The organism is Christensenella minuta (assembly GCF_003628755.1).
GTDB classification, from domain to species: Bacteria; Bacillota; Clostridia; order Christensenellales; family Christensenellaceae; genus Christensenella; species Christensenella minuta.
This window is the reverse complement of the sequence record NZ_CP029256.1, coordinates 309,157-327,927: the sequence shown is the minus strand read 5'-3', so window position 1 is coordinate 327,927 and position 18,771 is coordinate 309,157. Positions and strand designations below refer to the sequence as shown.

The window sequence follows — 18,771 nt, the reverse complement described above, 5'->3', positions numbered from 1 at the left end:
TCCCAAGCAGCGAAAAAAGCATGCCCTGCCGTTGCTCCTCCCCTTGGGATTATTTTTTGCTTTTTTGCGGTTTACATATTGACTTCTCTGGTTAGCAATGGTAAACTTTCAGGTGGAAAAGGGTTAGTAATTGCTAACCCTTGTATTTCGCCAAGATATTAGCGTATGCTAATCGAAAGGAGTGTTTATCATCATGCCGCTTACATTTGCCCCTGCGGGGAAAAAAGCTTTTATCTGCAAGATCAAGGGAAAAGATGATGTGCGCCATTTTCTCGGAAGCCTTGGTTTTGTGGAGGGCGAACATGTGACCGTTGTGTCCGAGATGGGCGGAAACATGATCGTAAACGTGAAAGATACACGCATCGCGATCAGCAAAGCGATGGCCGGCCGTATCATGATTGCGGATGCGTGATCCCTTTTAGACCAAAAAACGCCTTTGCGTTTGGAAGTATTGTATTTTTTTGCGCCCTTTGGCGCATGCCGGAAAGGAGGAACGGTATGAAGCATGAAACATCCGAAGCGAAAACCCTGCGCACTGCTCAGTGCGGCGAGACGGTAACGGTAGTTAAACTGACTGGCTCGGGAGCCGTAAAGCGCAGGATCATGGACATGGGCCTCACAAAGGGAACCCAGGTCTATGTGCGCAAGGTTGCGCCGCTCGGCGACCCGGTCGAGGTCACTGTGCGCGGCTATGAACTTTCGATCCGCAAGGCGGACGCCGACATGATCGAAGTCAGCTGATATTTTGTGGGCGTATCGCGGGGATTTCCCTGCATTTTTTTGAAGCGATTGTTAGCTTAGACTAACTTTTGAGAGGAGGAAGCAAATGAAACTTGCACTGGCAGGCAACCCAAACTGCGGTAAAACCACCATGTTCAATAACCTTACGGGTGCATCGCAGTACGTCGGCAACTGGCCGGGCGTAACGGTTGAAAAAAAAGAAGGCAAATTAAAAGAGCATAAAGATATCATTGTGACGGACTTACCGGGTATCTATTCCCTGTCCCCTTACACGCTGGAAGAGGTTGTTGCACGGAATTATTTATTAGAAGAACATCCCGACGTTATTATCGACATCGTAGACGCAACAAACATCGAACGCAACCTGTACCTCACGACCCAGCTTCTGGAAACGGGTGTGCCCGTCGTCATCGCGCTCAATATGATGGACGTAGTTAAAAAGCGCGGCGATAAGATAGATATCAGGAAGCTGAGCGAAAAACTCGGCTGCCCGATCGTTGAGACTTCGGCGCTGAAAGGCACCGGCCTCACGAAGCTGATCGAGACGGCGCTCGGCGTAGCGAAGACGGTGGCGGTGCAGCCCATCGTTCACAAATTTGCGGCGGATGTGGAGGCTTCCCTTACGGACATCGAGGGGGTCCTTTCCGGCGTTGTTGACCAAAAAAACCTCCGCTGGTACGCGGTCAAGCTGTTCGAGCGGGACGAAAAAGCGGAGGCGCATTTCAAGTTCAAGGCGGATACCAAAAACAAAATCAACGAGATTGTCAAATTGTGTGAAAACCAGTATGACGACGACAGCGAAAGCATCATCACCAACGAACGCTATCTCTTCATCCACAGCCTGATGCGCGAATGCGTAAAGAAGCGCGAAGAGCAAATGACGATCTCCGATAAGATCGACCGCGTAGTCACCAACCGTGCCGCTGCGATCCCGATCTTTATCGGCGTGATGTTCCTTGTCTACTTCATTTCGGTCAGCTGGCTCGGGACTATCGTTACCGACTGGGCGAACGACGTCCTCTTTGGCGAATGGATTTCCGGCTGGGCAGAGGGCGGCCTTGCGGCAATCGGCGCGGCCGATTGGGCGCAAAGCCTTGTCGTGGACGGCATCATCGGCGGTGTGGGCGCAATTATCGGCTTCGTACCCCAGATGCTTATCCTCTTCGTACTGCTCGCGCTGTTGGAAGACTGCGGCTATATGGCGCGTGTCGCTTTCATCATGGACCGTATCTTCCGCAAATTCGGGCTGTCCGGTAAATCCTTCATTCCGATGCTGGTTGCTTCCGGCTGCGGCGTTCCCGGAATCATGGCAAGCCGTACGATTGAAAACGAATCTGACCGGCGCATGACGATCATGACGACGACGTTCGTCCCCTGCGGAGCCAAGCTTCCGATCATTGCCCTCATCGCGGGCGCGATGTTCCCGGAAAATTCCTGGTGGCTGGCGCCGTGTGCGTACTTCCTCGGAATCGGCATGGTCATCGTCTCCGGTATCATCCTGAAAAAAACCAAACCGTTCGCGGGCGAACCGGCTCCCTTCGTGATGGAGCTTCCCCAGTATCGTGTACCGGGCGCCAAAGGCGTATTGATCCACATGTGGGAACGCGGTAAATCGTTCATCATCAAAGCCGGTACCATCATCTTCGCCTCGACAGTCGTTATCTGGCTGCTGAGCAACTTTAACACTTCGTTTGAAATGGTGGATACGGGCGAAAGTATGCTGGCGGGAATCGGCAATGCCATCGCCCCAGTCTTTGCACCGCTTGGATTTGGCGACTGGCAGTCCTCCGTCGCGACGATCACCGGCCTTGTGGCCAAGGAAAACGTCGTGGCAACGATGGGCGTCCTGCACGGTATCGCCGACGCGACCGAAGAAAGCGTGGCTCTGCTCGCCAGCGTGGCCGGTACGTTCACCGTGGTCAGCGCCTTCTCCTTCATGGCATTCAACCTTCTGTGCGCTCCCTGCTTCGCAGCGATCGGTGCGATCAAGCGCGAAATGGGCAATGCGAAATGGACATGGGCGGCGATTGGCTACCAGACGCTTCTCGCGTATGTGGTCGCGTTCATCATCTTCCAGCTCGGCAGCGTATTCGTTCTCGGGCAGCCCTTCGGTGTCGGCGCAGTGATTGCCGTAGCACTGATCGCCCTTATTGTATGGCTGATGGCACGCAAAGGCTACGACCCGTCGAAGAAGAAGGAAACGCTTTCCGCTGTGGAAGCAAATTCATAACAAAACCGATTGATTTTAACAGATTCTCTAACCCCCCTTGGGCCGGAACCTTCCCGGCCCGCCCAAAAGGGTAAAAAATCCGGCAGGCCTGCCGGATTTTTTCTTGCCTTTTTTTCTATTTTCCGCACGTCCGGCGGCGGTCCCAAAACGCCGCTGCGCCGCTCTGCTTTCAAAATCAGGGAATTCGTCCTCTCCCGCCGCAGCTCAAAGCGCCGTCTTTCCCTTGCCCGCGCCCCGCTATTTATGATGCTCTTCCACATATTCCCTGATGCGGTCAAAGGTGCGGACGCTGATAATGTGCTCGATCCGGCAGGCGTCCTGCTCCGCGATGTCCGGCTCCACTCCCAGCGTTTCGATCAGGAACTCCTGGATTAGCGTATGCCGCTCGTAGATCTCTCTGGCCTTCTGCAGTCCTTTATCTGTCAGCTCGATGAAACCGCTCTTATCCATCGTAATATAGTCCTGCTTCTTCAGGATACCCATTGCCCTGCTGACGCTTGGCTTAGAGTAATCCAGCTTGTTTGCAATGTCAATCGAACGGACGCAGCCGAGTTTTTTTTGCAGGAGCAGGATCGTCTCCAGATAGTTTTCCCCAGATTCACGCATTCCGTTTCCCCCTCTGTTTCTTCGTCCCCGAAGTTATTGTATCTATTGTAACATACGCCTTTGGGGTTCTCAAATAAATTTTTGCAATATGGGGTTGACAAACTCGGGCCGGAGTGGTAAACTTTAATCATGGTTAGCGAAGACTAACTAAAATTTTACCAAGCGAGTTAGCATATGCTAATTCCGGTAAACCATCCGCCCGAGGCGGAAACAGTACGGAGGCCGACTCTCCTGCGTACTGCACGAAAAGATACGTTCCCCATACGTACATACTCCTGATATGTTTTGCGCCGGGTTTCAAGGTCGATGACCTCCGATCTCAGGGCCCGGCGAAAACCAGGAAGGCCGGTACGGGGGAAACAAAGGAGGCGTTAAAGTGAATCCCGGAACCATTCTCGTAGTTGTAATCGTTGCCGCTTGCTTTGGGCTTTCGATCTGGGGACTGATTCGGCAGCAGAAAAAAGGAGGATGCTGCGGATCGTGCAAGGGTTGTTCGCACTCATCCTCCTGCCACACAGGTTCCACCCATAAAGTTTGACCCCCCATTCTTAAATACAGACCTCCGGAAAGACGGCCTATGCCATGGCCGTTTTTTCATTTTCCCCAAAACCGTAAGGATGAAAAAGTCCTTTCCGCTGCTTGACATAAAATTTTTCCTTTGCTATAATTTAGCGGACTGATACCGCCGCTTTTTGTTGGTACCGGAAATTAGATCGTGCCGTGCCGCTGCACCGCCGGGTGCGCGTCACATAAAATGCACAAATTTTTTCGTATTGTTAGGCCTTCGGATACGCGAAGGCCTATTATTTTTTGGCATCCGGACCCCTTCACGGCGTGCGGATCCGGGTAAAACGCTAAAATCACGCCGGGAAGCATCCCTCATGCGCCCGGCCGGGAGGAAGAAATGGAACAAACGAACATCCTGAACCAAGGCATCTACAAGACGTTTTTCAAATACGTCTCCCTGAATGTGCTGAGCATGCTCGGGGTTTCCCTGTATGTCCTCGCGGATACCTTCTTTGTCGCAAACGGCGTCGGCGCGGACGGGCTGGTAGCCCTCAATCTCGCGCTGCCCGTGTTCAGCCTTATCAACGGCACGGGTCTTCTCATCGGCATTGGCTCGGCAACTCTCTTTTCCATCGCCACCGGAAAAGGAGAGCGTGGCGCGGGCAGCCGCATTTTCACACAGTCTTTCCTGCTTGGCGCGGTCCTTGGCGTAATCCTTACACTGTGCGGTATTTTCCTGAACCAGCCGATTGCAATGATGCTCGGCGCCAACGGGGATCATATCATCTCCATGACGTCAACCTACCTCAAGCTGCTGATGGTATTTTCCTGTGCGTTTATCCTCAACAACCTGCTCGTCGCGTTTGTGCGTAACGACGGCAATCCCCGCCTCGCGATGTTCGGCATGCTTGGCAGCTGCCTCTTTAATATTGTGTTCGACTATATTTTTGTCTTCCCCATGCAGCTCGGCATTTTCGGCGCGGCCCTCGCGACCGGGGTCTCTCCCATCCTCAGCATGGTAATCCTGTCCTCGCATTTCTTCCGCAAAAAGAATCATTTCCGTCTGAAAAAGACCCGCCTGAATGCAAAAGAGCTTATAAGCTCCGTTCTCACAGGCATTCCCTCTTTTATTACGGAATTTTCTTCCGGCATAATCATTTTCCTGTTCAACATGGTAATTATGGGCATCGCCGGGGATATCGGCGTGGCGGCATACGGCATCGTCGCCAACCTTGCGCTGGTATGTATCGCTATCTTCACGGGCGTCGGCCAGGGAATACAGCCCGTCGTCAGTGTGAATTACGGCGCGGGACGCATGGGGAACGTACTGCGCACCTATCTCCTCGGCGCGGCGCTTGCTTTCGTCCTCGGCGGATTATTTTACCTCGCCGCCCTGTTCTTTCCAGACCAGATCGCCTCCGTTTTCAACAGCGAAGGAAACGGGCAGCTGCAGGCGCTCACGCGGGATGGGCTTTCTATTTATTTCTTCGGCTTCCTGTTTGCGGGCGTGAACGTGGTGACGACCTCTTTTTTCGCTTCCATCGCGCGTCCAAAGCCCTCGTTCCTGATTTCCGCCCTGCGCGGCTTTGGGCTGATTGTTCCCTGCCTTCTCCTGCTGCCGCGCGCGTTTGGTCTGAGCGGCGTGTGGATGACGGGGCCGGCCGCAGAGCTGCTGACCTTTATATGCTGCGTGGCGTTTATGCTTTCATTTTTCAAAAAACACCGCGTACGTGTGCCAAAACCGCTGGAAGCCAATTGACTTTGTATCCGTGGTTTGATACGATTTTTATAGGATATTTGCATGCCTCCGGGATCCTTCCGGGCAGCGGCAGGCCTTCCCCGCAGGGGAATTTCCGTAAAATAATCCGTTATCAAACGAGGTGGATTTTATGACGCAATGGGATTCGGTACTCTACCTAAAATATGAGCAGGAACGTACGCAGCCCTCCCGCGACCTCGCCGCGCGCCTTCCCCAGAAAGGAGTTGCGCGCGTCCTCGACATCGGCTGTGGTCCGGGAAACAGCACGCATGTATTGCGGCGCCGTTATCCCGGCGCATACATTCTGGGAACAGACAGCTCCGAAAACATGATCTCCCGCGCGCGCCAGTCCTATCCGCAGGAAAGCTGGCAGGTGCTGAGCGCACCCGGTGGTTTCCGCCGCTTGCCCCGTGATTTCGATCTGGTGTTTTCAAACGCCTGTATCCAATGGATCCCCCGGCATACCACGCTGGTCCCCGCCATGATGGAGCTTTTGAAGCCGGGCGGCACGCTGGCCGTACAGGTTCCCATGAACTTCCATGAGCCGGTCCATCAGATAATCGGCACAGTCGTCCATTCCGCAAAATGGAGCGGCCTTCTTCCGTCGAAGCGTATTTTCCATACGCTGCCGCCCGAGGAATATTACGCCCTCCTATCCGGTATCTCTCCAAGCTTTTCTATTTGGCAGACCATCTATTACCACAGTATGGATTCCGTGGAGGATATCCTGGACTGGTACCGCGGAACGGGTCTGCGTCCTTATCTGGAACAGCTTCCCGCCGAAAAAAAGGAGGAATTTGAAAAAGATATCCGTACCCTCCTCCGGCAAAAATACCCTATGCAGGAAAACGGCAGGATCATTTTCCGTTTCCCGCGCTTTTTCTTTACCGCCGTGAAATAAGCCCCTCCCCGCAAATGGACGGAACGCCAATATCCGGCTGGATTTTTGTGCGCTGCTCGTCGGGTGGTTGATATTCCGGTCAAAGCAGGGAATGGACTCATAAAAAGAAAAAAGCGCTGGACGCATAGAAGCGGTCCGGCGCTTTTTTATCCAGCGCACAGGTGCGAAAGATATAACGCGGCAACAATTCCCATCCTTATTTGAAAATAGCGTTGCTTTTGGCTATAGCCGTTTTTCCGGCCATGTCAGCCGGTCCGCTTCCGGTCGGATTTTTGGATTTTCTGCGGCCTGCGGCTCCTGTTTGGCGTTTTCCTCTTTATTCGGCTCTATGCTGCGTCGTTCCGGTTTTTAATATACAGGCAGCTTTTTTCACAGAACCCGTTTTCTTGGGCCAGGCTGGATTTTTCCACACTTTTCAGCAGGAATTCCTATATTGCTGCAGCATGCCTAATCCTGCGATCCCTGTACAAAAGGCACGTCGTGCGCCACGTCGCCCGGGCTCCAGTTGTCCGTGCTGGGAATATCCTGCGGATCGATGACCGGGCGCTCCTCCGGCATATCCGCAAGCACGAGCTGTTTACGGATGGCTGCCGTTTCCTCGTCGTCCGGGTCGCCGTCGCGGATCACGCATACGGTCCCCGGCGCGATGTGAAACCACATCCATTTCGCGTCCGGCACGGTAAGGCGGATGCACCCGTGCGAATCGGCGGTTCCCAGCTTTTCCCATACCTCTTCGATATACGTCGACGTATCGAATTCTTCATACAGGATCGTATGGAAATAGATCGCCCCGCGTATCTGCGTCCAATACTGTCCGTAGGTCTTATCACGCACAAACTGGCTGAACCGCACGTGGTACTTATCCATTTTGAACGTTCCCTTGGGCGTACAGTCGTCCTTTCCGGTCGAACATAGCATATAACGCACGGGGACCGTGTAACCGCCGTTCTCATCCTGCGAATACACCATCGTCACCTGGTGCTCGATATCCACAATAATCTTGTAGGTGTCCGCTGCCGGGAACCCTTCCGGATATTGGTCGCGCGTTCCGTCATCGCTCATTACCAATTCTTCAAACGTCATATTGACGGTAGGTGCAAATTTTGAGAACGGGTCGCATTCTTTGGCATCGCCGGAATAAAGGAGTTTCTGGGTCTCCTCCCCCGCGATCCCGTCCGCCTGCAAACCGTTTTGCTTCTGGAACGCTGCGACCGCCGATCTCGTCCTCGATCCGTAATAATCCGTTGCTTTGTCCTGCACAAGGTATCCAAGCTCCATAAGCGCCTCCTGCAGCGCCTGAACCTCCGGCCCCTGCGCACCCTCGGAAAGCTCTGTATAAGGCGTGGGCGAAGGGGAAGGAGACGGAGAGGGCGTGGGTGTCGGTTCTGCCGTAGCCGTTTGCGGCGGCGGTCCGTCCGGCGCCGGCTCATCTTCCTTTGCGCAGCCGAATACAGCTCCCACGCAAAGCATAAGTATAACGATAAAACAGCCCGCTTTTCTAAGATTCATTTCTTCTCCTTCCCCGCCCTGTTCGATGGTTGAAAGCCACTCTCCCGGCCCGGTGCTTAAAGCTCACTCCACCCGGTCCAGCGCTTAGAGTTCGCCAAGCAGCCTTTTGGCCTGCCGGATATGCTCCCGCACCATTTCGGGCGCCGGGCCGCCGGGCACGTTCCGTGTATGTACACAAGTTTCAAGGCTGATCGCGTCAAAAATATCTTTCTCCGCTTCCGGCGCAAACTGCCGCACCTCCTCCAGCGTCAGTTCGTCGAGCGCCTTCCCCTGCTGCTCGCAATACAGCACCAGGCGGCCCACCACCGCGTGCGCGTCTCGGAACGCCATTCCGTTCTTCACAAAATAATCCGCCGCGTCCGTCGCGTTCGTAAAGCCAAGTCCCGCCCCTGCGCGCAACTTATCTTTTTTCCATTCCGCCGTTTTCAGCATGCCGTCCATCACCCTCAGGCATGCCTTCAGCGTATCGGCCGCGTCAAAGGCGCTCTCCTTGTCTTCCTGCATATCTTTGTTGTAGGCAAGGGGCAAACCCTTCATTACCGTCAAAAGCGCCGTAAGGTCGCCATACACCCTTCCCGTTTTGCCGCGGATCAGCTCCGCCATATCCGGATTTTTCTTTTGCGGCATGATGCTTGACCCCGTAGAATAAGCATCCGAAAGCCGGAGCGTTCCATATTCGTTGGTGGAAAATAGAATGATCTCCTCGCACAGCCGCGAGAGGTGCATCATGCAGATTGAGGCCGCCGCAAGGTATTCAAGGGCAAAATCACGGTCGGAAACCGAATCGAGGCTGTTGCGCGTAATGCCGGACATATGAAGCTCCCCGGCCACCATCTCCCGGTCGATCGGATAGGTCGTCGCGCACAGCGCCCCCGCCCCGAGGGGCAACACATCCGTCCGCTTTCTGCAATCGAGAAAACGCTGGATGTCGCGGTAAAACATTTCAAAATAGGCCATCATATAATGCCCGAGCGTCGTTGGCTGCGCCTTCTGCAGGTGGGTATACGCCGTCATAATGGTACCGGTGTTTTCCTCGGCGATATCGACAAGCGTACCGCACAACACAGTCAGGCGCTCCGTGGTTTCGTCCACCATGCGTTTCATGTAAAGCCGAAAATCCGTCGCCACCTGGTCGTTGCGGCTGCGGCCCGTATGCAGCTTTTTACCCGTGTCTCCGATCCGCTCCGTGAGCAGCCGTTCGATGTTCATATGGATGTCCTCGTCGTGCACAGAGAACTCCACCTTGCCCGCATCGATATCGCCGAGGATCGATCTCAGGCCCTCCGCAATTTTGTCCGCGTCTTCCTGCGGGATGATTCCCTGTGCACCGAGCATATGCGCATGCGCGATGCTTCCCATGATATCTTCTCGGTACATGCGGCTGTCAAAGCCGATGGAGGACTGGAACCCCTCCGCAAATTCATCTGTATTCCCTTCGAATCTTCCGCCCCATAATTTCGACATAAATCATTACTCCTACCGTTTTTCTTTGTATGGTTTATTATAACACAAAACGGCGCAAAAAAAGACAGCGTAATGCTGTCTTTTCGTGTACCCCTAATCGTCGATGCCAAGCCTGTGTTCGAGCTGGTCTTTGGCTGCGCCGAGCTGATCGTCCAGCTGGCCGAGCTGGTGCTCGTAGCTGCGGTAATCCTCCTGGGTAAGCGTTCCCGACCAGTATTCCATCTCGAGCTGGCTGTCGAGCGCGTCGATTTCATATTCGAGCATCTTGAATTCCGACTTCATCTCAAAATAGAGATTCAGGCTCTCCTCATAGGTCGCCGGCACGGTAACCTTCGCGGCTTTGTCTGCCAGCGTCTGGACCTCTGTTCCAAGCGCCGCGACAGCGCTCGCATAGTCTTCCCCGGCGGGAAGCTCCGCCGATGGCGCCGGCAACGGATCAAGGGGCGGCTCTGCCGAAGCTTCCGAATCTTCCCATTGCCCGTAGTACACTTCGTCTTGCAGATCATATATCTCCTGCCACAGACTGTCAATCTGGTCTTCAAGGCTATTTAAGCGGCTCATAAACGCCGCATTCGTATTGCCCATGCATCCGCTCGTAAATACCACGACAATCAGCACTGCTGCAATTATTAAGACGGTCTTTCTCTTTCCCATGTTTTTTCCTCCCGGTTTGTTTCCCCGCTCAGCTGGTTAAGCATATTATATCATGAAAAAAGCTTTTTTGCATTCGGTGTAATTTGGTGCTACAATGGTGCACGAAAAGAGGGATGGAATATGCTGTACCAGATTTATGAAGGAAATATGTCTTCTGTAGATAAAATCGTCCAAACGGACGGCTATTCCTATGTTTCCGCCGTCACGGTCTCCGAGGCGCTCCAATATTTTCCGGAAATAATCCCCAGAACGCTGGCGGTACGGATTTTTGAGAATCCTTCCATGCGGTTTGAGAATCATGAGCAGTTCGACTTGCTGTGCCTGCCTTTGTTTCGTTCCTTCCGCGATCTTAAACACAGCCCTTCTGTCTATCTGTTTATTCAAAAGAACATTGTGTACTTTGTATGCGACGAATGTAAAAATCTTGTTTCCCTGCTCGAACAATTTGCCAAAAACAATGCCGGGACTGCCGGGCTGGGCAGGCTGCTATGCGCGTTTTTTGAATATCAGCTGGACGACGACCTCACTGAGCTAGATAACATCGAAAAACAAATTGCGGATCTCGAGGGCCGCGTACTGACGGACCGCCAGGAAAATTTTACCGAGGAAATCATCCGGGAACGTAAACGCCTGATGGCGATCATGCGCTATTATGAAGGCCTTCTGAGTATTCTGGAATACATAGCCATGAATGAAAAGCATGTTTTCAGCAGCCGCTCCGTTCGCTTTTTGAATATCATTCATGGCAAAACACAGCGGCTATACGACAAGGCAAAAAATTTACGCGAATACGTATCGGAAATCCGCGAGGCCTATCAGGCGGAGGTCGATATCCGCACCAATAATATTATGAAGGTCCTGACCATTGTGACGATCATTTTTATGCCTCTGACGCTGATTGTGGGCTGGTATGGGATGAACCTGCGCATGCCGGAATACGGTGTTGCGGCCGCTTACCCGATCGTGATCGTGATTTGCATCCTCGTTGCGGTGGTGGGAATTGTTTATTTCAAAAAGCACAAATGGTTTTGATTCCCTGGGCTTGCGGCAGGGAGCTTTGATGTCCGTGGGGCAGGGAACATAATCAATCAACTGATACGTCGTAGTATTTTGAAAGTTTAATTAATACCCATACTGGAATTTCCCTCTCGCCTCTTTTCTATCTCCCATATGCACCGGGTCGCCATACGATTACCGTATTGATAAACGCCGGCGCGCAGGATGCTCTGCAAAATGTATGCTTTAGAACACTGTTTTAAAAAAGAAGCCGCCTGCGTGCGGCTTCTTTTCGTGTCTTATTCACTTACCATCATCGCCTTAACGCCGTGGTTTCGGTCCGCGATAAAGCTTTTCAGCGCCTCCGGGGCGTCTTCCAGTGCAAAGCGGTGCGAAATCAGCGGTTTTACGTCGACGATTCCCGCTTTCAGGAGGCCGATCCCCTCCGGGAAATACAGCGCCGGGATCGCGTTCGACGCTCTGATCTGCAATTTTTTCCCATGAATAACGTTGGAGTTCAGGGAAAACGTTTCCTTTTCCCCATAGCCGATCCCCAGGAAGGAAACGATCCCTCCCACCGCGCATATCCTGGTTGCCACATCGATGGTATCCGGCGGCGAGGTAACGAGCACGTGGTTCACGCCCCCGCGCTCAAACGCGAATTCCGCAAGGTTCACCTTGTCCGTAAAAATAACACCGTCCGCTCCGAACTGTTTCGCCAGACCAATTCGCGCGTCCGCTCCTGAACGCTGGGCGGCATATACCCTGCGCGCTCCGCTCTTTTTCGCCATCTGCAGCGCCATAAGGCCGATTGGCCCGAGACCCATTACAAGCACATCGTCATTCAGTTTAATATCCGCTGTTTTGATCAGGTCGATCGCCACGCCGAGCGGCTCCAAGAATGCGCCTTCCTCAAAGGAAAGGCCGCTGAACTTCACACACAGAAGCTCCGGCGCAACCACATATTCCGAAAAACCCATGCTGTTATCACCCATTGACATGAAATTAGGACCGTTCATATCGAGGTCTACGCGTCCGTTGAGGCTGACGTCCGCTCCCGGATCAAAGATAGACGTTTCGACAGCCACATGATCCCCCGCGGCAAGCCGGGTAACTGTTTCCCCTGTCCGCTCGACGATTCCCGCAAGCTCATGTCCGAACGGCTGCCAGTCCTCCGCGGCATATTTGGCAAGGATATTGTCGTGTCCGCAGTATCCGCACGCTTTTACGCGGATCAGCACTTCTTCCGGCTTCAAATCCCGCAACTCTACATCCCTTATTTCAAACTGATAAGGCGCTTTTAGATAGGCCGCTTTCATATATGATTGCTCCTTTCTGACTTTTATGCCCGGACCGCAGGGCCGCGCCTGTTCCCGGCTTTTGCTTCTGTATCCCCGGAGATACAACCAAGCCTTTGCCGCGTGCGGCAAAGGCCCGTAAAATAATGACTGATAAGTTTCAGTGTTTTCTTGCTACTTTACCCGATATCGCTTCGGCAAAAAGCGCGGCGCCCGCGACAATCAGGTAAATACCGAGAACGAGCGCGACCGAAATAAGGCCGGTAAAAGGCAGAATCACCATCAGCACGCCGATGATGAGGTTCAGCACCCCGCTCATCATCAGCCAGCCGGTATCCTTGGCGTCCAGCTGTCTGAACTGGCTGTAGGAAAAGAATTCCAGGATCCCGCGGTATAACGCGAAAAAGCCGAGCACCGTCGTAAATATCCCCATCATGGCGATCTGGTTTTCAGGATCTCCGACCGAAAGGACAATAATCACGATGCCCATAAGCGCAAGAATCACGCCGCTGGCAAGTGAGCCTTCATTACGAAAGGGCGGCGACGTCCGGAAAAAAGCCACCAGCTCGTATATTCCCATTAAAAGAATCCCGGCCGCAACCGTATAATTGACCGCAAAACCGACGCCTTCCGGCATCACCAGCAGCAGTATGCCAAGCACGATCATACAGACCGCAATGATACATCCCATGACCTTATGCTGTTTTACCCGTTTCACCAGAAGCTCTTCCGCTTCCGGTTCCAGATCCGGTATCAGGTTTTCATTATCCATATGTCATTCCTCCTAACGTATCTGTCCGTCTCCATCGATCACAAATTTGGCGGTAGTGAGCTCCGCAAGGCCCATCGGCCCGCGCGCATGGAGCTTTTGTGTGGAGATACCGATCTCCGCGCCATAACCGAACTCAAAACCATCCGTAAAGCGTGTGGAGGCGTTGACGTACACCGCCGCCGAATCCACATCCGCCTTGAAACGCTCCGCGTTGCGGTAATCATTCGTAATAATGGCGTCGGAATGGCCCGTTCCGTGCATATTGATATGGTCGATGGCGGCATCCACATCGTCGACTACCTTCACGGAAATAATATAATCGAGGAATTCCGTGTCGTAGTCTTCCTCCGTCGCGGGGACCGCGCCGTATTTCTGACAGAACGCGTCTCCGCGGATCTCCACTTCTTTTTCTTTCAGCGCCCGGAATACCTTCGGCAGGAATTCCGCCGCGATACCGCGGTGCACAAGCAGGCTCTCCGCCGCGTTGCACACTGCCGGCCGCGAGGTTTTCGCGTTGACCGTAATCGCTGTCGCCATTTCAAAATCTGCGGTCTGGTCGACATAAATATGGCAATTACCTACCCCCGTCTGGATGACCGGGATGGTCGCGTTTTGTACAACGGACTGAATCAGCCCGCCGCCGCCCCGCGGAATGAGCACGTCTATCAAATCGTTCAGCTTCATCATTCCGGCAACAGCTTCCCGCGAGGTATCCGTGATAAGGCCCACCGCTCCCTTTGGCATACCTGCCGCTTCTCCTGCGCGGATCAGTACGTCCGCGATCGCCTTATTGGAATGGATCGCTTCGCTGCCGCCCTTCAAAACAACCGCATTTGAAGTCTTGAGGCACAGGCCGACCGCATCCGCCGTCACATTCGGGCGCGCCTCATAAATGATGCCGATCACTCCCATAGGCACACGCTGTTTCGCAATCAGAAGACCGTTCGGGCGCTTGGTCGCATGGATAATTTCGCCGATCGGATCGGGCAACTCCGCTACGTCACGCAGGCCCTGCGCCATTGCCTGTATCCGTTTTTTATCGAGCGCCAAACGGTCGATCAGTGCGGGCGTACGCCCTTTCTCACGCGCCGCGTCCACATCAAGCGCATTTTGCTTCATAATCTCTTCGGTGTGGGACAGAAGGCCCGCCGCCATCGCCTCAAGGATTCTGTTTTTCTCAATTGTATTCAGGCGGTTCATTGCAGATTTTGCCGCTTTCGCCGCTTCTGCCACCTGTATTACCTTACCCATGGGAACACTCCTTTTCCGTTTTTTTCAGTATAACATTCCCTTTCATGAAGTACAACACGCCTTTTGCCCGTTTTCGTACAATCCATGCGCTTACTTTTCAAAAACAATGCTTTGCCCGCGTGTAAGCGGCATCACGATGCGTCCGCGAAAGGGTGCCAGCACCCTTGATGCGCGCAGCGCATGCGCCGCCTCTGCGCCCGCACTTCCATAGTGCATGGGAACCACCATCTTCGCGCCAACATGTTCCATAAAATACTCGATCCCAAGCAGCATGCTGTCTCCCAGCCGGGGATCGACCGGGATAAACGCAATATCGATTTGTTTGTCCGCCAGCAGGCCGATTTCTTTTTTGTAATCGCGGGCCATATCCTCATTCCACCACGGGTCTTCCCCTTTCCAGTGCCACCAGTTGAGGTCTCCCGCGTGATAGATGGAAAGCCCGTCCACTCTTGTGAGAAACGCCACGCCCTCGTCTGTGGAACGGAAAGTCTCTACCGTCATATCTCCAAGGTCATAGCTACGGTGCGGCGCAGCCATCAGCGCGCCCGCACGCGAAGGGATGTCGTCAGAAAGTACGTAACGAATATCCTGGATTTTATCCGCCCATCTAAAAATCATGGGATTAAAATGATCGCCATGGGCATGGGAAACAAAGACGGTAACATACTTTCCCGCAAGCTCTTCCGGGACGATTATGCCGCCTGCAAGGCCCTGCTTTCCATTGGCCGGATGCTTAGCCCAGCAGTCAAAAATCAAAAAATGCCGCTTCGTTTTTACTGCAAAGCCGCTGTTGTCAAGATACGTGATCTGCGTTTGCATAGCCCACTCTCCATTGGTTTTCTCTCTATCTATTATTATAACCAAAAAACCGCCCCTGCCGGACGGTTTTTCTGATTTTTTATTTTTCCGCCTGCCATTTTTCGCGGCCATGCGTATAGGTCGGAAGCAACAGCGGAGACACCTTATCGCTCACGATGCCGGCATCCGCCATTTCCTGCGCATAGGCTTCCACATGCCTAAGGGTCAGCTTTCCGCCCTTTACATTCTTCGCCTTTGCCGCCGCGTTCTTGCCCGCGTTGCGCCCGAATACGATGATATCGAGAAGCGAATTGCCCATCAGGCGGTTCCTGCCGTGGATGCCTCCTACCGCTTCACCGGCGATAAATAGGTTTTCCACGCCGCTCTGGCCGTCAACCGAAATATCGACGCCGCCGTTCTGATAGTGCAGCGTCGGGTAGACAAGAATCGGCACCTCGCGCATATCGATGTCATATTTCATATACATCCGCAGCATTGCCGGGATTCGTTTTTCAAGCGTTCCTTCGCCGTGAATCATATCGATCATCGGCGTATCAAGCCATACGCCGCAGCCTTCCGGGGTCGGGATTCCCTTCTTGCGCGCCTTGCATTCGCGGATGATGGAAGCTGCCGCGACGTCGCGCGTTTCCAACGGATGCATAAATGCCTCGCCCTCTGAGTTGATGAGCATCGCCCCGAGCGAACGCACCTTTTCCGTTACAAGAGCACCGAATATCTGTTCCGGGAAGGCCGCGCCCGTCGGATGGTACTGCAGCGTATCCTGATAAAGCAGCTTCGCTCCCGCGCGGTAGGCAAGAATGAGGCCGTCCGCCGTCGCACCATAGTGGTTCGAAGTCGGAAAACCCTGGTAGTGCAGCCTGCCCGCGCCGCCAGTCGCAAGAATCACCGTCTTCGCGCGCGCCACCAGGTATTCGCCCGTTTCCATATTTTGCAGCACAGCGCCTGCCGCACGGCCGTTTTCATCGAGAATCAATTCCACTGCCGCTGTGAAATCCACAACCGGGATTCCTCTGTTCCAAACCTCGTCGCGCAGCACGCGCATGATCTCTGCGCCCGAATAATCGCGCGCCGCGTGCATACGCTTGCGGGACGTACCGCCGCCGTGCGTGGTAATCATCGTGCCGTCCGGCGCTTTATCAAACATCACGCCGAGATCGTTGAGCCATTTGACGGCCCCCGGCCCTTCTGTCACAAGTTTTTTCAGCAGGTCCGGCTTGTTTGCATAATGTCCCCCGCCGAGCGCATCAAGGTAATGGATTGCCGGGGAATCGTTCGCCTTGTCGGCAGCCTGGATGCCGCCCTCCGCCATCATGGTGTTCGCATCGCCCATCCGCAGCTTAGTCACAACCATCACGTTCGCGCCGCCGCCCGCGGCCTCGATAGCCGCAGACGCGCCCGCGCCGCCGCCGCCTATGATGAGCACGTCCACATCATAGGCAATACGGCCAAGATCAAGGTCCAGCCCTTTGACGCGGCTGTTTGCCTGCAAAAGCGCCGCCAGCTCCTTCGGGACTTTTTCCCCTTTATTGGGACCTATTTTCAAATTTTCAAAGCCATCCGTCTTATAATCCGGATGAAATTCCCGCAGCAGATTGTGCTTTTCTTCGGCGGTCATCCTTTTCGGCTCCATGCCGATCCTCTGTGCCCTTGTCGCCTCGACTTTCTTCGCCGAAGCAAGCATTTCCGGTGTAAACATATTTCCCGCCTCCTTAATCCTCGTCTGTCGGTGCCGTCTGGTCGCTTTCGATTTCCCTGTGGTTGTAAAGCTCTTTCAGTTCCTCAATGGGCTTTGCCGCCACATCCTCGAGCAGCTGGGTGAAGTCGCCGTGCTCAATGTCCTTCACGCGCTGTGTAAGGTGTTTCGCTTCGGGCGCGATATATTTTCCGGTAAGCCTGCGCGCAAGGACCGCCACCTGCGGATGCGATATCTCGGCAGGGCAGCGCGCGGAGCATGCTCCGCACATCACACAGTCAAACGAAAGCTCTGCGCATTTGCCGTATTCGCCGCGCTGGGCGTGCGCGATATACTGCATGACCTTCAAATCCTGCGTACATGCCTTGGTACATGCGTTACAGCCGATGCACTTGTAGATTTCCGGATAAAGCTGCATCATGACCTGCTCGTCCGGGCGCACCTCCCCGATATCGTAAAGCGGCTTCACAATCGGGAAATACGGCAGGGTCGCAACATACATATTGTCCTCCACCGTTGTCTGACACGCAAGGCAGAATTTCAGCGTGTTGTCACCTTTGACGCGGTAGATCGTCGTGCACGCTCCGCAGAAACCGTTGCGGCATCCGCATCCGCGCACAAGCTTATATCCCGCGTATTCCATCGCCCCCATGATGGTAAGGCCCGCTGGGACACTATATTTTTTTCCAAACAGGAAGACATTTACCATTTTCTCCATAACCTTCTGTGTCTCTCCTCTCAATCAGTACTCGTCCGGCAGTTCTTCAAGCTCGTCGCAGCGAAAAACCGGTCCGTCCTTGCACACGTATTTGGAACCGATGTTGCAGCGTCCGCACTTGCCGACTCCGCATTTCATCCGCAGCTCCATTGTCGTATAAACCTGCGTCTTATCGAAACCGAGCTCAGAAAGCGCGCCCAGAACGAATTTTATCATGATCGGCGGTCCGCATACGAGCGCCGTTTTATCCGTAGAAAAGCCGAGTTCTTTCACATAAGTAGGCACAAAGCCCACATGACCGTCCCAGCCTTCCTGTTCGCGGTCAATCGTAAGATATACGTTCACATTTTCCGCATTCGACCATTCGTTTTTGATTTCATCGAAATCCACAAGATCTTCCTTGGAGCGCGAACCATAGACGATATCGACCTTCCCATAATTTTCACGGTAATGCAGCACATAGTTGATTACCGAGCGCAGCGGCGCGAGGCCGATGCCGCCGGCAATAAACAGCAGGTCCTTGCCGCGAAGCTCCGTTTCCACCGGGAACGCATTGCCGTACGGTCCGCGAATCGTAATCTGCTGCCCAACATCCATCTGGTGCAGCCAGTCCGTAAGGCAGCCGCACTTTTTAATGCTGAATTCCATAAATTCCGTATTCGTCGGCGACGAAGTGATGGAAAACATCGCTTCTCCTACCCCCGGGATGGAAAGCATGGCGCACTGGCCGGGCATATGCTTGAAAACCACGCCCCCCCCGGGTGACACCGCACGGAATGTTTTTACGTCCGGCGTGTCCTTCCTGATATCCGTAATGACCCCGATTTGCGGGATCAGCGTATCGTGTCTCATA

Annotated in this window: 18 protein-coding genes; 7 read left to right on the top strand and 11 right to left on the bottom strand. The window is 53.8% G+C overall.

The window, feature by feature from the left end:
* The first annotated feature begins 193 nt into the window (after nucleotides 1–193).
* From B1H56_RS01600 to feoB, 3 genes are all read left to right on the top strand, one after another.
* Nucleotides 194–412, top strand: a complete 219-nt coding sequence (locus B1H56_RS01600; protein WP_066520350.1) for a FeoA family protein — start codon at nucleotides 194–196, stop codon at nucleotides 410–412.
* Between the two features lie 86 nt (nucleotides 413–498).
* Nucleotides 499–741: a FeoA family protein gene (locus B1H56_RS01595; protein WP_066520348.1), complete on the top strand. Its 243-nt coding sequence runs from the start codon at nucleotides 499–501 to the stop codon at nucleotides 739–741.
* Nucleotides 742–826: 85 nt separating this feature from the next.
* Complete coding sequence (feoB, locus tag B1H56_RS01590) at nucleotides 827–2,971, top strand: ferrous iron transport protein B (protein ID WP_066520340.1); 2,145 nt, start codon at nucleotides 827–829, stop codon at nucleotides 2,969–2,971.
* Nucleotides 2,972–3,208: 237 nt separating this feature from the next.
* Here feoB and B1H56_RS01580 read toward each other — a convergent pair whose 3' ends face one another.
* Nucleotides 3,209–3,577 carry a metal-dependent transcriptional regulator gene (locus tag B1H56_RS01580; RefSeq protein ID WP_066520332.1) on the bottom strand — a complete coding sequence of 123 codons (369 nt, stop codon included), beginning with the start codon at nucleotides 3,575–3,577 and terminating at the stop codon, nucleotides 3,209–3,211.
* Between the two features lie 376 nt (nucleotides 3,578–3,953).
* Between B1H56_RS01580 and B1H56_RS01575 the strand changes: the two genes are divergently transcribed.
* The 3 genes from B1H56_RS01575 to B1H56_RS01565 all read left to right on the top strand — a co-directional run bounded on the left by B1H56_RS01575 (nucleotide 3,954) and on the right by B1H56_RS01565 (nucleotide 6,744).
* A complete protein-coding gene (locus B1H56_RS01575; protein WP_162938950.1) occupies nucleotides 3,954–4,115 on the top strand; it encodes a FeoB-associated Cys-rich membrane protein in 162 nt (53 codons plus the stop codon).
* Nucleotides 4,116–4,481: 366 nt separating this feature from the next.
* Nucleotides 4,482–5,843, top strand: a complete 1,362-nt coding sequence (locus B1H56_RS01570; protein ID WP_066520330.1) for an MATE family efflux transporter — start codon at nucleotides 4,482–4,484, stop codon at nucleotides 5,841–5,843.
* 130 nt (nucleotides 5,844–5,973) lie between these two features.
* Nucleotides 5,974–6,744, top strand: coding sequence for a methyltransferase domain-containing protein (locus tag B1H56_RS01565; RefSeq protein WP_066520324.1), 771 nt, complete (start codon nucleotides 5,974–5,976; stop codon nucleotides 6,742–6,744).
* A 447-nt stretch (nucleotides 6,745–7,191) separates the two neighbouring features.
* Here the strand turns inward: B1H56_RS01565 and B1H56_RS01560 are convergent, their stop codons facing one another.
* The 3 genes from B1H56_RS01560 to B1H56_RS01550 form a co-directional block, all read right to left on the bottom strand.
* Complete coding sequence (locus B1H56_RS01560; RefSeq protein WP_066520318.1) at nucleotides 7,192–8,253, bottom strand: L,D-transpeptidase family protein; 1,062 nt, start codon at nucleotides 8,251–8,253, stop codon at nucleotides 7,192–7,194.
* Between the two features lie 84 nt (nucleotides 8,254–8,337).
* Nucleotides 8,338–9,717, bottom strand: a complete 1,380-nt coding sequence (argH, locus tag B1H56_RS01555) for an argininosuccinate lyase (RefSeq protein ID WP_066520312.1) — start codon at nucleotides 9,715–9,717, stop codon at nucleotides 8,338–8,340.
* Between the two features lie 93 nt (nucleotides 9,718–9,810).
* Nucleotides 9,811–10,371, bottom strand: a complete 561-nt coding sequence (locus tag B1H56_RS01550) for a hypothetical protein (protein WP_066520309.1) — start codon at nucleotides 10,369–10,371, stop codon at nucleotides 9,811–9,813.
* Nucleotides 10,372–10,491: 120 nt separating this feature from the next.
* Here B1H56_RS01550 and B1H56_RS01545 point away from each other — a divergent pair, with 120 nt between their 5' ends.
* Entirely contained in the window at nucleotides 10,492–11,403 is a 912-nt protein-coding gene (locus tag B1H56_RS01545) for a magnesium transporter CorA family protein (RefSeq protein ID WP_066520306.1), read from the top strand.
* Between the two features lie 263 nt (nucleotides 11,404–11,666).
* Here the strand turns inward: B1H56_RS01545 and B1H56_RS01540 are convergent, their stop codons facing one another.
* The 7 genes from B1H56_RS01540 to B1H56_RS01510 all read right to left on the bottom strand — a co-directional run bounded on the left by B1H56_RS01540 (nucleotide 11,667) and on the right by B1H56_RS01510 (nucleotide 18,770).
* Nucleotides 11,667–12,686, bottom strand: coding sequence for a zinc-dependent alcohol dehydrogenase (locus tag B1H56_RS01540; RefSeq protein WP_066520303.1), 1,020 nt, complete (start codon nucleotides 12,684–12,686; stop codon nucleotides 11,667–11,669).
* Between the two features lie 139 nt (nucleotides 12,687–12,825).
* A complete protein-coding gene (locus tag B1H56_RS01535) occupies nucleotides 12,826–13,437 on the bottom strand; it encodes an HdeD family acid-resistance protein (protein ID WP_066520294.1) in 612 nt (203 codons plus the stop codon).
* Between the two features lie 12 nt (nucleotides 13,438–13,449).
* On the bottom strand, nucleotides 13,450–14,688 hold the full coding sequence (locus B1H56_RS01530; RefSeq protein WP_066520292.1) for a glutamate-5-semialdehyde dehydrogenase: 1,239 nt from the start codon (nucleotides 14,686–14,688) through the stop codon (nucleotides 13,450–13,452).
* Nucleotides 14,689–14,778: 90 nt separating this feature from the next.
* Nucleotides 14,779–15,507, bottom strand: a complete 729-nt coding sequence (locus B1H56_RS01525; RefSeq protein ID WP_066520290.1) for an MBL fold metallo-hydrolase — start codon at nucleotides 15,505–15,507, stop codon at nucleotides 14,779–14,781.
* 79 nt (nucleotides 15,508–15,586) lie between these two features.
* Nucleotides 15,587–17,203, bottom strand: a complete 1,617-nt coding sequence (locus B1H56_RS01520; protein WP_066520288.1) for an FAD-dependent oxidoreductase — start codon at nucleotides 17,201–17,203, stop codon at nucleotides 15,587–15,589.
* Between the two features lie 13 nt (nucleotides 17,204–17,216).
* Nucleotides 17,217–17,918 (bottom strand): 4Fe-4S dicluster domain-containing protein, encoded by a 702-nt coding sequence (locus B1H56_RS01515; RefSeq protein WP_066520283.1) that lies wholly within the window; start codon nucleotides 17,916–17,918, stop codon nucleotides 17,217–17,219.
* A 24-nt stretch (nucleotides 17,919–17,942) separates the two neighbouring features.
* Nucleotides 17,943–18,770, bottom strand: coding sequence for an FAD/NAD(P)-binding protein (locus B1H56_RS01510; protein ID WP_066520655.1), 828 nt, complete (start codon nucleotides 18,768–18,770; stop codon nucleotides 17,943–17,945).
* Nucleotide 18,771 lies beyond the last annotated feature (1 nt).

Coding starts and splice junctions, on each gene's coding strand:
- B1H56_RS01570 (WP_066520330.1), top strand. CDS start 4,482: ATGGAACAAACGAACATCCTGAACCAAGGCATCTACAAGACGTTTTTC.
- B1H56_RS01595 (WP_066520348.1), top strand. CDS start 499: ATGAAGCATGAAACATCCGAAGCGAAAACCCTGCGCACTGCTCAGTGC.
- argH (WP_066520312.1), bottom strand. CDS start 9,717: ATGTCGAAATTATGGGGCGGAAGATTCGAAGGGAATACAGATGAATTT.
- B1H56_RS01515 (WP_066520283.1), bottom strand. CDS start 17,918: ATGGAGAAAATGGTAAATGTCTTCCTGTTTGGAAAAAAATATAGTGTC.
- B1H56_RS01565 (WP_066520324.1), top strand. CDS start 5,974: ATGACGCAATGGGATTCGGTACTCTACCTAAAATATGAGCAGGAACGT.
- B1H56_RS01530 (WP_066520292.1), bottom strand. CDS start 14,688: ATGGGTAAGGTAATACAGGTGGCAGAAGCGGCGAAAGCGGCAAAATCT.
- B1H56_RS01520 (WP_066520288.1), bottom strand. CDS start 17,203: ATGTTTACACCGGAAATGCTTGCTTCGGCGAAGAAAGTCGAGGCGACA.
- B1H56_RS01540 (WP_066520303.1), bottom strand. CDS start 12,686: ATGAAAGCGGCCTATCTAAAAGCGCCTTATCAGTTTGAAATAAGGGAT.
- B1H56_RS01545 (WP_066520306.1), top strand. CDS start 10,492: ATGCTGTACCAGATTTATGAAGGAAATATGTCTTCTGTAGATAAAATC.
- B1H56_RS01550 (WP_066520309.1), bottom strand. CDS start 10,371: ATGGGAAAGAGAAAGACCGTCTTAATAATTGCAGCAGTGCTGATTGTC.
- B1H56_RS01580 (WP_066520332.1), bottom strand. CDS start 3,577: ATGCGTGAATCTGGGGAAAACTATCTGGAGACGATCCTGCTCCTGCAA.
- B1H56_RS01510 (WP_066520655.1), bottom strand. CDS start 18,770: ATGAGACACGATACGCTGATCCCGCAAATCGGGGTCATTACGGATATC.
- B1H56_RS01535 (WP_066520294.1), bottom strand. CDS start 13,437: ATGGATAATGAAAACCTGATACCGGATCTGGAACCGGAAGCGGAAGAG.
- B1H56_RS01600 (WP_066520350.1), top strand. CDS start 194: ATGCCGCTTACATTTGCCCCTGCGGGGAAAAAAGCTTTTATCTGCAAG.
- B1H56_RS01525 (WP_066520290.1), bottom strand. CDS start 15,507: ATGCAAACGCAGATCACGTATCTTGACAACAGCGGCTTTGCAGTAAAA.
- B1H56_RS01560 (WP_066520318.1), bottom strand. CDS start 8,253: ATGAATCTTAGAAAAGCGGGCTGTTTTATCGTTATACTTATGCTTTGC.
- feoB (WP_066520340.1), top strand. CDS start 827: ATGAAACTTGCACTGGCAGGCAACCCAAACTGCGGTAAAACCACCATG.